The 12,402-nt window shown below is 66.7% G+C and carries 10 protein-coding genes; 8 read left to right on the top strand and 2 right to left on the bottom strand.

What is annotated here, in order from left to right:
• Positions 1-22 precede the first annotated feature (22 nt).
• From ACERMF_RS14095 to ACERMF_RS14125, 7 genes are all read left to right on the top strand, one after another.
• Positions 23-2,251, top strand: coding sequence for an aldo/keto reductase (locus ACERMF_RS14095; RefSeq protein WP_373669749.1), 2,229 nt, complete (start codon positions 23-25; stop codon positions 2,249-2,251).
• A gap of 70 nt (positions 2,252-2,321) precedes the next feature.
• Positions 2,322-2,918 carry a cysteine hydrolase family protein gene (locus tag ACERMF_RS14100; protein WP_373669750.1) on the top strand — a complete coding sequence of 199 codons (597 nt, stop codon included), beginning with the start codon at positions 2,322-2,324 and terminating at the stop codon, positions 2,916-2,918.
• 27 nt (positions 2,919-2,945) lie between these two features.
• On the top strand, positions 2,946-4,250 hold the full coding sequence (locus tag ACERMF_RS14105) for an MFS transporter (protein WP_373669751.1): 1,305 nt from the start codon (positions 2,946-2,948) through the stop codon (positions 4,248-4,250).
• Positions 4,251-4,417: 167 nt separating this feature from the next.
• The gene (locus tag ACERMF_RS14110) at positions 4,418-5,566 is read left to right on the top strand and encodes an ABC transporter substrate-binding protein (protein WP_373669752.1); all 1,149 of its coding nucleotides are present in this window, start codon (positions 4,418-4,420) and stop codon (positions 5,564-5,566) included.
• A 118-nt stretch (positions 5,567-5,684) separates the two neighbouring features.
• The gene (locus tag ACERMF_RS14115; protein ID WP_373669753.1) at positions 5,685-7,445 is read left to right on the top strand and encodes an ABC transporter permease; all 1,761 of its coding nucleotides are present in this window, start codon (positions 5,685-5,687) and stop codon (positions 7,443-7,445) included.
• A gap of 45 nt (positions 7,446-7,490) precedes the next feature.
• Positions 7,491-8,612 (top strand): ABC transporter ATP-binding protein, encoded by a 1,122-nt coding sequence (locus ACERMF_RS14120; RefSeq protein WP_373669754.1) that lies wholly within the window; start codon positions 7,491-7,493, stop codon positions 8,610-8,612.
• A gap of 89 nt (positions 8,613-8,701) precedes the next feature.
• Positions 8,702-9,430, top strand: a complete 729-nt coding sequence (locus ACERMF_RS14125; RefSeq protein ID WP_373669755.1) for an SDR family NAD(P)-dependent oxidoreductase — start codon at positions 8,702-8,704, stop codon at positions 9,428-9,430.
• A gap of 16 nt (positions 9,431-9,446) precedes the next feature.
• Here ACERMF_RS14125 and ACERMF_RS14130 read toward each other — a convergent pair whose 3' ends face one another.
• Together ACERMF_RS14130 and ACERMF_RS14135 are read right to left on the bottom strand one after the other, a co-directional pair.
• Entirely contained in the window at positions 9,447-10,193 is a 747-nt protein-coding gene (locus tag ACERMF_RS14130; RefSeq protein ID WP_373669756.1) for a FadR/GntR family transcriptional regulator, read from the bottom strand.
• A 55-nt stretch (positions 10,194-10,248) separates the two neighbouring features.
• Positions 10,249-11,007, bottom strand: coding sequence for a FadR/GntR family transcriptional regulator (locus ACERMF_RS14135; RefSeq protein WP_373669757.1), 759 nt, complete (start codon positions 11,005-11,007; stop codon positions 10,249-10,251).
• A 92-nt stretch (positions 11,008-11,099) separates the two neighbouring features.
• Here ACERMF_RS14135 and ACERMF_RS14140 point away from each other — a divergent pair, with 92 nt between their 5' ends.
• A complete protein-coding gene (locus tag ACERMF_RS14140) occupies positions 11,100-12,152 on the top strand; it encodes a cupin domain-containing protein (RefSeq protein ID WP_373669758.1) in 1,053 nt (350 codons plus the stop codon).
• Positions 12,153-12,402: the final 250 nt, after the last annotated feature.

Here is a 12,402-nt window from a genome sequence, read left to right on the forward strand (position 1 = left end):
GCGGAGGGGGAGCGGGCCGGCCATGGCGCCGTTGCGCGTGCCCGCCTATCGCCGTGTCTGGATGGCGATGACCGTCAGCCATCTCGGCACCTACCTCCAGCTGAGTGCCGCACCGTGGTTGATGCACGAGATGACGCGGTCGCCACTGATGGTCAGCCTGGTGACGTCGGCCCTGCTGCTGCCCAGACTGGTGCTCACCCTGCCGGCCGGCGCGCTCTCGGACGTCATCGACCGCCGCACCATCATGCTGGTGGCCCAGGCGGTCAGCGCGCTGGCCACGGGAAGTCTCGCCGTCGTCGTCGCCATGGGAGCCTTGACGCCGAATTGGTTGCTCGCCTTCACCCTGTTGCTCGGTGTCGGCTCCGCGATCGACAAGCCGTCCCACCAGACCATGGTGCCGGACCTCGTGCCCGCCGCCATGCGTGCGCAGGCGATCACGCTGAATTCCGGCGCGCACCATGCTGCTCGCGTCGTAGGGCCCAGCATCGGCGGGCTGCTCGTCGCGCTCGAGGTGGCCGAACTCGCCTTCGCCGGCAATGCCGTGTCGTTCCTGCTGGTCATGGCCGTGTTGCGGACGTTGCCTCGCGATCGCGAGACCGCAGACGCCCGCCGGGCGGCCGGGAGGAACTCGGCCGCCGAAGGGATTCGGTTCGTCCGCTCGCAACGCGGGCTGCGACGACTGCTCGTCATCACCGCGCTGTTCACCCTCAGCTCAGCGAGCGTGCAGGCGCTGCTGCCATCCGTGGTCGCCGAGGAACTCGGCATCGGGGCTCGCGGGTTCGGCGTGCTGTACGGCATCTTCGGCGCGGGCGCCCTCCTGGCGACGGTGTCCCGCGAACGGATGGCGATGCGGTGGGGCCCCCACATGGTCCCCGTCACCATGGGCATCTTCGGCCTGGGTGCCATGGCCTTCGGCATGGCCGACGGTGCCCTCGCGGCTGGAGCTGCGCTCACACTGACGGGGTTGGCATGGGTCTGGACCATGACCACGCTCAACGCCACCGTCCAGCTGTCGGCGCCGGCGTGGGTGCGCGGCAGAGTCGTCGCGCTGTATGTCCTGGCGGTCGCGATGAAACCCGTCGGCGCCTTCATCAGCGGCACCGTCGCCGAGGTGGTAGGCGCGGGGCGAGCGGTCACGGCCATGTCCATGACCACCGTGCTGCTGGCCCTGGCGGCGGCGCGCATGCACCTCCCCGTGTTGGGCGACAACGCGTCCGACGGATCGGAACCGACCATGTCCGAACACGCCGCGTCGACCTCGGCCAGTGCAGGGCGGTTCCGTTGGCCCGACGTGCCCTTCGCGGGCCGGTCGCTGCCACCCCTGGCGCTGGGCTGTATGAGCATGACCCATCCCGGCAGATCGGAGCGGGACGCTCGCGCAACGCTGCAGCACGCATTCGAAGCCGGCGTCCGGATGTTCGACACGGCCGACCGCTATGGGCGCGGACACAACGAGGTGCTCGTGGGTGAGGCGCTGCGCCACGTCCGCGACGAGGTCGTGATCGCGACCAAGTTCGGTTTCGTCGGCAAGCCAGGTCGCGACGAGCGGGTGGTCGACGGCTCGCCGGCGTACGTCCATGCCGCGTGCGAGGCGAGTCTCACCCGGCTCGGAACCGACCGCATCGATCTCTACTACCTGCACCGCGTCGACCCCGGCGTCCCGGTCGAGGAGACCGTCGGAGCCATGGCCGAACTCGTGACCGCCGGCAAGGTCGTGCAGCTGGGTCTCTCGGAAGTGGATGTGGGCACCTTGGAGCGCGCGAGGTCCGTCCATCCGATCGCCGCGGTCCAGAGCGAGTACAGCCTGACGACACGCGATGTCGAGCGCGGCGTGTTGCCGGCTTGTCTCAGGGGTGGCTCGACGTTCGTCGCCTACAGCCCACTCGGCATCGGTCTTCTCACCGGCCGGTATGGCGCTCCCCGGGAACTGCCGGAAGGCAATCGGCTGGCCCGCGGACCGCGGATGCAGGACGAGCATCGACCGGGCAATCTGCGGCGCGTCGAGGAACTACGCCGTCTCGCGGCTGAGCTCGGCGCGACACCGGCGCAGGTGGCACTGGCCTGGGTGCTCGCGCACGGCGTGGTCGCCCTTCCCGGGAGTTCGCGACGGCAGCTACTCGAAGAGAACCTGGGCGCCCTCGAACTCGAACTCGACGACGACGTGCGCGAACGACTCGACGCGCTCTTTCCACCTGGCTCCATCAGCGGTGCGCGCAAGCCACCACCCGGACTCGCCCTCACCCCGGGTTGAAACACAGCAGGCATTCAGGCGCGCCAGCGCTCATCTGGTATAACTGTCGGACCAATAGACAGGGGTTGCGATGCAGTACCTCGATCCGACGAAGACCGGATTGGTCGTCTTCGACATGCTCGAGTGTTACCGCCCCAAGATCGAGGCCGCCGGGGCCGTCGAACCGATCCGGCGATTGATCCGGTCATGTCGCGACTTCGGGGTCCCCATCTTCTACGCCCGTGCGGACCATCGGCCAGACGGTTCCGATTACAGCCGGGTGGTGACCGACACCGACAGCGAGTTCCGTCCGTACGACGACACCTACCAGCCCGCCCATCGCTTCGCGCACCCGCCCGAGTCGATGGGCGTCCTGGAGGAATTCGCGCCAGAGCCGATGGACTACGACCTACCGAAGCATCGCTGGAACGCGTTCTTCCAGACCCCGCTCGATCTCAGTCTGCGGTCCCGGGGCGTGGACACCGTCCTGCTGGCCGGCGGCTCGACCCATGTCGGTATCGCCAGTACCGCGTTCGGCGCCCGCGACATGGACTACAACGTGGTCATCGTCCGTGACGGGCAAACGGGCTTCGAGCGTCAGCGCGAGTTCTTCCTCGACCACGTGTTTCCACGCATGGCCCGGGTTCGGACCGTGTCCGAGATCCAGGCCATGTGGCGCGACTCCTAGTACCGGGATCGACGGCAAGGGAATGCGATGGCACGGCCCGCAGTACTGCGACACCGCGACTTCAACCTGTACTGGTCTGGAGTGGTGCTCTCCGAGATCGGTACGCGTGGCACGTTCGCGGCGGTGCTCTATCACGTGTACCTCCTGAGCGGCTCGAGTCTTCAGGTCGGATTCGTGGGCCTCGCGCAGGCGGTCGCCCTGCTCGTGCTCTCACCCCTGGGCGGTGCGATCGCCGACCGCCTCGACCGTCGACGGTTGCTGCAGTTGGCGCAGTCGCTGTCGCTGCTTGCCAGCCTCACCCTGGCGGTGGTGACGCTGATCGGTGCGGTCGAGGTGTGGCACATCATCCTCGCGGTGTTGTTCAACACGGCTGCCGGATCGTTCGAGCGGCCGGCGCGTGACGCGCTGATCCCGGCGCTGGTGCCGCGGGAGCAACTCGTGCACGCCTTTGCGCTCCTCAACCCTTCGCGGGAAGTAGCGATCCTGATCGGACCGGCGATCGCGGGCGTCCTCATGGCCGTGTGGGGGCCGGAAGCGATGTACCTGCTGGACGTCGTGACGTACGTGGCGATCATCCTCGCGCTGTTCCTGATCCGGATCCCTCCGGTGGCGGCCACGAAGCCGAGCAAGAACCTCTGGTCGAGCATCGGCGAGGGTGTGCGGTTCGTCCGCGGACGCCCGATCATCCTGCAGCTGATGGCGCTCGATCTGTCGGCGACCGTGTTCGGCGCCTACCGGGTTCTGCTTCCCGCCCTGGCCACCGACGTCCTGGCGGTCGGTGCCACCGGGTACGGGATCCTGAGTGCCGCTCCCTCGGCAGGTGCCCTGATCGGGTCGGCGATCATCTTCCGTATGATGCACCGCCTGCGGGCGGGTCGTGTGGTGTTGGCGGCGACCGTGGCCTACGGAGCCATGGCGGTCGCCCTCGTCTGGGCCGGTCTCCTGCCGGTGACGGTGGCGTTCGTCGCCGCAATCGCGGCCGCCACCGGCCTCGGATTGTTCGACGCGATGGCAACCACCGTGCGGCACGCGGCCGTGCAGCTGGAGACGCCCGACGAGATTCGTGGACGAGTCACGTCCATCTACCAGATGGCTTCGCGAGGTGGCCCGGCGCTCGGCAACCTCAACATCGGCTGGCTCGCCAGCCTGCTCGGCCCGATCGGCGCGCTCACGGTCGGCGGACTCGTGCCGATGGCGGTTTCAGGCGCCCTGTTCGTCACGGGTGGACGCATCCGCGACTACGAGGTCGATGAACCTCACGAGGACGTCGAGGAATCCGCTCCGGACGTGGCGGTCGCGCCGGACGCCCGCCCCGACGTCCCCGAGGAGTGACCTGGGGCCGCCGCGCCGCGAGTACGCGGCGTGGGAATGGGCTTGACATGAAGGCCGAATGGTAGGACCATACGATGGCCGGTCATTCACCGGCACCATCTGGGAGAGGGAGCAGCTTCGTGGGAAGAGGACGAATCCGACCGCTGGTAGCGGCGAGTTTGCTGACCGTGGTATCGATGGTCGCGGCCTGTTCGGCCCCGCCGACGGCGGACGAGACCCAACCCGTCGCCGGTTCCGGTGAGGACGCCGAGGAAGTCGAGACCGTCGACCCGGAGACCGCCGAGGAGGCTGCCGATCCCGACTCGTCGCAGGCCGCCCTCGACGAGGTCACGGCCGAGCTCGAGGGACTCGACCCCGATGCCCGACGCGAGCGCCTGATCGAACTCGCGCTCGAGGAGGGCGGCGAGGTCTCCTTCTACGGCTCGACCAACATCGACGACATCGGCCCGGTGATCGACGCCTTCGAGGAGGACACCGGCGTCAGCATCAGCCACTACCGAGCCGGTGCGTCCACCGTCATGAACCGCATTCTCCAGGAGTCGGATGCAGGCTTTGCCGGATCCGACGTCGTGCAGATCAACGGTCCGGAGATGCTGATCCTCTCCGGGGAGGATCTGTTGCTCACCCTGGACACCCCGATCGCCGACGACATCGTCGAGGCTGGTCGCTTCGACGACTGGCTGGCGCCGTACGTCAACGCCTTCATCGTCGGCTGGAACACCAACCGCGTCAGTCCCGAGGAGGCACCGACCTCGTACGAGGAGGCCTTCACCAATTTCTCCGGCACGCTGGCGATGGACGTCGACGACTTCGACTGGTTCGCCACGCTCGTCGACCAGTACTTCGTCGGAGAACTCGGCATGACGGAGGAAGAGGCGGTCGAGCTGTTCAAGGAAGCCGCCAGCGGCGCTTCGGTCATCCGCGGTCACTCGCTGGGTGCCGAGCTCGTCGTCGCGGGTGAATACGACGTCCACACCTCGCTCTACCACCACCACACCGCACGCCACGCCGACGGTCCGATGGACTGGCAGCCGCCCGTCGAACCGGTGGTCATCCGTCCCAACGGCGTCGGAATCGTCTCCACCACGACGCGACCTGCCGCTTCGCTGCTCCTGGTCGAGTACATGCTCACCGACGGTCAGCAGTTCCTGGCCGACGTCGGTCGCACGCCCGGCAGTACGGCGATCGACGCCGGTCTTCCCGACGACATCCGCACCATCGGCGTCGACCTGCTCAAGCTCGAGGAGGAGCGCGAGAAGTGGGAGGGCCTGTACGAAGAGGTCGTCCGCGCCTCCGGATCCGCCGTCCGCGAGTGATTGACCTCTCGGGGGCGTGCTGCCTCAGGGCGCACGCCCCCGAGACCAACTTCGACCGGGAGAGGTCGGAGACGTAGCTGTCCGGACGCCGAGCGCGTCCTACCCTGGGAGGTCACCGGTGTCACAGGCCCCAATCACGGACCGGCCGGCGCTCGATCCACTGCCGACGGATGGGCCACCGCCGAAGCCGAAACGGATGCGCTTCGACTGGCAGAAGCTCCGCGACCCGAAGACACTCATCATCGTCGCGGTGGTGCTCGTCATCGGGTACCTGTCGCTGGTGCCCCTGCTCTACCTGCTGTGGGGCACGTTCTTCGACTCGACCGGACTCACCGGCGCGGCGTTCGAGCGTGCCTACGGCACGACCGGCCTCGGCGAACTCGTCTACAACTCGATGATCTTCGCCACCGGCGCAACGCTGGTCTCCGTGGTGATGGGCACGCTGCTGGCATTCCTGACCGAGCGCACCGACGTGCCGCTCAAGCGCCTGATCTTCGCAGGATCTCTGATCCCGCTGATCATCCCGGGCATCCTCTACACGATCGCCTGGATCTTCCTGGCCAGCCCACGCATCGGCCTGATCAACCGTTGGCTCGAGCCCTTCTTCGGACCGGGCACCTTCGACGTCTTCACCCTGACCGGCATGATCGTGGTCCAGGGGATGGACAACGCACCCCTGGTGTTCCTGCTGATGGTGGCAGCATTCCGCTCCATGGACCCCTCGCTCGAGGAGTCGGCACTGATGAGCGGTGCCAGCCTGCCGCACGTCTTCCGGAAGGTCACGCTGCCACTGGCCAAGCCCGCCCTGTTCGCGGCCTTCCTCATCATGGCGGTCAAGAACATCGAGGCGTTCGAGACCCCGGCGCTGCTCGGGATGCCCAAGGGCATCTGGGTCTTCACCTCGCGCATCTGGCGCGTGCTGAGCCAGCACCCCGCTGATTATGGCCAGGCGGGCGCCTACTCGATCTCGCTGCTGCTCATCACCTCGGTCGGCATCTACTTCCAGACGCGGTACAGCCGCCGTGGCAAGCAGTTCCAGACCGTGACCGGAAAGGGATTCCGTCCGCGTCCGATGCCCCTGGGGCGTTTTCGTGGTGTGATCGGCGGCGCCCTGCTGTTCTACTTCTTCATCGCCATCGTGCTGCCCGCGTTCATCCTGTTGTACATGTCGACGCAACCCTTCTACCAGGTTCCGTCCTTCGAGACGATGACGAACCTGTCCCTGGACAACTACCGCTACGTCTTCGACCACTCACAGACGATGCGCGCCTTCCGGAACTCCTTCATCCTCGGGATCGGGTCGGCCACGCTGGTGATGTTCGGCACCGCGGTGGCGTCCTGGTTGGTGGTGCGGTCGAAGTTGCCCGGTCGCTGGATGGTCGACAACCTCGCATTCGTCCCCCTCGTCATCCCCGGCCTGGTGCTCGGTGTCGCGCTGCTGTTCGTCTACCTGCGCTTCCCCATCGCCATCTACGGCACGATGTGGATCCTGCTCATCTCGTACGTGACCCGCTACATGCCGTACGGGATGCGCTACGCCTCGACGTCGATGTACCAGATCGGCGGTGAGCTCGAGGAGTCGGCCCAGGTCAGCGGCGCGAGCTGGTGGCAGACCTTCCGGCGCATCAACCTGCCGTTGCTGGTACCGGGGCTGGTCGCCGGATGGATCTACATCGTCATGACCTCGGTGCGCGAATTGTCGAGTTCGATCCTGCTGTACTCGCCGGGTAACGAAGTGCTCGCGGTCATGATCTTCGAGCAGTACGAGAACGGACAGTTCACCGAGTTGGCCGCGCTGGGGACCCTGCTCATCGGCTCGCTCGTCATCTTGGTCTACGCGGCGCAGAGGCTCGGCGCGAACATCGGCGTCAAGTCCTGACGGACGCACCAGAACCGTGTCGAACGTTCCAAGGAGCCAGACAACATGCTCACCATCAACGACCTGGTGAAGTCCTACCCGGGACCGAAGGGCGACAAGGCCAACCGGGTGCTCGCGGTCGACAACGTCTCGATAACGGTCGAGGAGGGGCAGCTGTACACCCTGCTCGGTCCGTCCGGCTGTGGGAAGACCACCACGTTGCGCAGCGTCGCTGGGCTCGAGGACCCCGACTCGGGCAGGATCATCGTCGGAGACCGCACCTTCTACGACTCCGAGAAGCAGGTACAGGTGCCGGCGAACAAGCGCGGCCTCGGCATGGTGTTCCAGTCGTACGCCATCTGGCCCCACATGAACGTCTACGACAACGTCGCCTTCCCGCTGACCGTCGAGAGCCGGAACAAGCGACTGGGCAAGTCGGAGATGACTGAACGGGTCGAACGTGTTCTCGCCGTGGTGCAACTCGATCACCTCGCGGGAAGGCAGGCAACCGACCTCTCCGGTGGGCAACAGCAGCGCCTGGCGCTCGCCCGAGCACTCGTCATGCAGCCACCCTTGCTGCTACTCGACGAGCCGCTGTCGAACCTCGACGCCAAGCTCCGCGAGGAGATGCGCTTCGAACTCAAGCGGCTGCAGCGCGATCTCAACATCACCGCGATCTACGTCACACACGACCAGGTCGAAGCGTTGGCGATGTCCAACGTGATCGCGGTCATGAATGGGGGAGTGATCGAGCAGGTCGGCAGGCCACGCGACGTCTACAACCGGCCGGCATCGAAGTTCGTGGCCGACTTCATCGGCAGCTCCAACTTCTTCGACGGGGTCGTCGGGCGTCGGGTCGACAGCGAGCGTTACACGGTACAGACGGACGAGGGCGAGATCATCGCGACGTCGCAGTATGACCTCGGCCCCGGGGCGAGGGTGACCGTCGCCATCCGTCCCGAACACGTGCAGATCGAGGAAGGCCGCCCCGTCGAGTCGCGACCGGGGGTGTGGGCCGGCAAGGTGACTGCTCGCGCGTTCCTCGGCGACTCTGTGGAACACAAGATCGAGGTGGGCAAGGTCGACCTCCAGGCCCGGTGCCACACCGATCTCAGCATCCCACCGAACACCGAAATCTCCATCGTGCTGCCGCCTGAATGGTGCTCGCTCATCCCCACGAATGAGTAGGCGGCGCCGACAGCATGTCATCCACGGATCCGGACACATCCAAGGTCTCCCCACCGGGCGGCGGGCCGACCTTCGACGGCAAGGTCGCCGTGGTCACCGGTGCCGGTCGGAACGTCGGTCAGGCAATTGCGGAACGTTTCGTGGCCGCCGGTGCCAACGTCGTGATCGCCGAACGGGACTCCAGCCGGGGTTCGCAGCTCGCCCGCCAGTTGAACGATCACCGCGCCGGTGCGGCGCGATTCATCCCTACGGACGTCGCTGACGAGCACTCCGTGGCCGCCATGGTCGAGGCGAGCCTTGCGGCCTTCGGAAGCATCGACGTTCTGGTCAACAACGTGGCGGCAACCGACCGCGGACACACGGTGCTCGACCTCGATCTCGACGTCTGGAACGACGTCCTCAGGGTGACGCTCACGAGCGCCTACCTGTGCACCAAACACGTGGGCGCGGCGATGAAGGCCCGCGGCGGAGGATGCATCGTCAACATCGGGTCGACCTCAGCGCACGTCGGACGCGGAAATGCCGTGGCCTACGGTGTCGCAAAGGCCGGTCTCATGGCGCTGACCCGCTCCTGTGCCGCGCAACTGGGCCAGTTCGGCGTCAGGGTGAACACCGTCAGTCCGAACAAGGTGGGTTCACCCGTCGGGGAGGATCAGGAACCGGTGGATCGGCAACGCGACAATGCACTCGGTCGCGGGGCAACTCCGGACGACATCGCCGGCGCCGTCCTCTTCATGGCCTCCGAATCCGCAGGTTTCGTCACCGGCGCCGAGTTGCTGGTGGACGGAGGGGCGCTGCTTCGGAGCGGTTCCGCGTAGGGCGATCGAGCACCGGTCAACGGTTGGCCTGGACGGCGCGGCCGAGCAACCGTTCCGTACCGTCCGCAGCGGTACGTCCGCGGAGCAGGTGCGCGATGAGGGTGAGTCGCGCCCGGTCCGCATCCCCGGCTTCCAGTGCGTCGACGATCTCGGTGTGCTCCTCGACCGTCTTCTTGTGTGCGTTCCTACGCACCTCTTTCGACCGCATGGCACCCATGGCCAGGGGGCCGGAGAACGACTCGGAGAGCATGCTGATGGCGGGATTGTGCGCGGCTTCGGCGAGGCGGCTGTGGAATGCCATGGACAGCTGCGTGTCGTAGCCGCCGGTCCGCAGCTTGCGCTTCGACTCCACGCACATCTGCCGGAGGTCTGCGATGTCCTCGTCGGTGATGCGTTCCACCACCAGGGCGAAGATCCCGAGTTCGATGACCAGGCGCACTTCGGCGATCTGCTCCGGTTCGAAGCTGCGCATCACCAGCATGTTGGACAGCGTTTCCCCGATCACGTCCGGCGTCGGCGTCGTGACGAACGCGCCGCCGGCCGACCCGACCCGGATCTCCACCAGCCCCATGACCTCGAGCACGCGCAAGGCGTCGCGGACCGTCACCCGGCTGACACCGAAGGTGCTGACCAGTTCGCGCTCGGCCGGCAGGCGGTCACCCGGACGCAGTTGCCCCTTTCGAATCAGGTCGGAGATCTGGTTGACGATCTGACCCGACATGCGGCCGCCCGTGACGGGCGTGAGAAAGGAGGACACGGACACAGTGATGCTCCGGTGGCGTTTCCGACACACTACTTGTTCGCGATCCGACCCTGCCTCACCCCATCCCGTCAGCCCGGGGGGTGCGTCGTGCCGGTTTCTCACTCCGGATTCGTTGCGCCGTTCGGCCGAGGTGCTGGCGCATGACGCGTTTGGCGCCGCGAACGTCACCGTCGGCGATCGCCGCCACGAGGCGTCGGTGCTCGTGGACACCCGGGTCGCCCATGTGCGGATCGATCGCCTTCGCCTTGACCAGCGAGCGCAGCATCGGTTCCTGGAAGGCCTCGGTCACCAGGCTGATGGCGACATTGTGACTGCTCTGCGCCAAGCGGATGTGAAACTCCGCGGAGAGTGCGACGTCGAACGTGCCTTGGCGTAGGGCGTGCTCCGACCGGTCGCAGATCTCCGTGAGTGCCGCCAGGTCGTCGCTTGTGGCGCGCTCGCACACGAGCTTCAACGCACCGAGTTCGAACACCATCCGCGCTTCGGTGATGTCGGCAGGGGAGACCTGCGACATCATGAGCAGGTTGGCGAGTCCCTCGCTGACGTGGTCGGGTTCGGGGGCGGTGACGAAGGCGCCTCCGTGCGCTCCGACCCGGATCGCCACCAGGCCGTTGGCTTCCAGCACCCGTAAGGCGTCTCGCACCGTCACCCGGCTGACGCCCAGCTGGGCGGCGAGTTCGCGCTCCGGGGGTAGCCGGTCACCCGGGCTCAACTGCCCCGACTGCAGGGCGGCATGGATCTGTGCGACCACGTCCGCCGAGGCACGCCCCGTCGACACCTTCGTGAACAGTTCGGTCGTCACCGGTGCACTCATCAGCCCCAGCCCTCTGGTCAAATGGTCCGACATTATGGTAGCTTGCCATGAGCACGCAGCCGAGCAAGGCAGTCGAGCAAGGGAGTGTCGTCATGGGTAAGAAGGGTCGGACGTTTGTCCGCGGTCTCGTTTCCGAGAAGTACGGTCTCGGCGAATTCCGCCGGGAACAGCTCGACAACGAGCGCGTACGCAACGACACGGTCGTCGTCGACGACGCCAGTGTGGGCCACTCGGGTGATTCGGCCGACTCGCGGACCTGGTGGAGGATCGGCCCGGGGGACGAGGAATTTCTGACCCAGACGATCCAGGTGCACTTCGTCGAACTGCCTCCGCACTCCTCCAATCACGGTCACGGCCACCAGAACGAAGCCGTGTTCTACATCCTCGAAGGTAAGGGATACGAGGAACACGATGGCAAGCAGTACCGGTGGGAAAAGGACGACCTCGTCGTCGTCCACACCGACTCGGTCCATCGCCACTTCAACGACAGCGACGAGAAGGCTGTCGCCCTGGTCATGAAGGCGAAGTCCACCTGGATGTTCATGGGGCTGATCCAGCAGGCGAAGAGCGGGCCGAAGGGCGCCCCCGACCCCGCGCCGGTGCCCGATGAGGACCGCTTCGGTCCTCGCGAGGAGTGGTCGCAGATCTGGACCCCTGGCGTGCTGGACCTCAACAAGGTGGTCAAGCCAGAGCACACCAAGTGGGAGACGACGCGCGACGGGCGCGTTCGCAAGCTCTCCGAGCCGGGCATGGACGTCCGCTGCCACAGCGTCGACGTCTATCAGCAGGAGATCGCCGCCGGCAGCCGCTCGGCGAAGCACTGGCACATGGCCGACGAGGTGATCTACATCCAGGAGGGCAGTGGCTACAGCCTGCACTGGGAGGTCGAGGCCGAGATCGCCGACAAGTACTACGCACGTATCGCCAAGGTGCCGACGCGCCACGAGTTCACGGCTGGCGACACCGTCTACATCCCGCAGAACACCATCCACCAGCACTTCGCTGCCGACGGCACGCCCGTGAGCTTGCTCTCGGTGCAGAACCGACTGTTCCGCTACCTCGGGTACGACCAGGTCGCCTACCTCGAGGATGCTCCCGAGTACACGGCCGCCCAACAGCAGCAGTCGGTGCCGGCCGGCGTCTGAACGCCACAGGCCCGCGTCATGATGGCGCCGGTGGACACGGTCCACCGGCGCCATCCGCATGCTCGGGCGGATTCATCGCAAGAACAGCACGAACCGATCGTGGAGACGGAGCGACTGCGCGTCGGCCAGTGCCGCGAGCCCGCGGTGGCGGGGGGTCTCGGCCGGCGCCTCATGCGCTTCCGGCGCCGTGGGCATTGGCGGCAGCTGCAGGGGACGGATCTCACGGCGGCCGTGCGGAGCGAACGTACGT

The organism is Egicoccus sp. AB-alg6-2, assembly GCF_041821025.1.
In the GTDB taxonomy this organism is placed as follows: Bacteria; Actinomycetota; Nitriliruptoria; order Nitriliruptorales; family Nitriliruptoraceae; genus Egicoccus.

Excerpts from the sequence above, each read along its gene's own strand:
- ACERMF_RS14135 (WP_373669757.1), bottom strand. The coding sequence starts at position 11,007 with ATGAGTGCACCGGTGACGACCGAACTGTTCACGAAGGTGTCGACGGGG.
- ACERMF_RS14105 (WP_373669751.1), top strand. The coding sequence starts at position 2,946 with ATGGCACGGCCCGCAGTACTGCGACACCGCGACTTCAACCTGTACTGG.
- ACERMF_RS14120 (WP_373669754.1), top strand. The coding sequence starts at position 7,491 with ATGCTCACCATCAACGACCTGGTGAAGTCCTACCCGGGACCGAAGGGC.
- ACERMF_RS14100 (WP_373669750.1), top strand. The coding sequence starts at position 2,322 with ATGCAGTACCTCGATCCGACGAAGACCGGATTGGTCGTCTTCGACATG.
- ACERMF_RS14095 (WP_373669749.1), top strand. The coding sequence starts at position 23 with ATGGCGCCGTTGCGCGTGCCCGCCTATCGCCGTGTCTGGATGGCGATG.
- ACERMF_RS14140 (WP_373669758.1), top strand. The coding sequence starts at position 11,100 with ATGGGTAAGAAGGGTCGGACGTTTGTCCGCGGTCTCGTTTCCGAGAAG.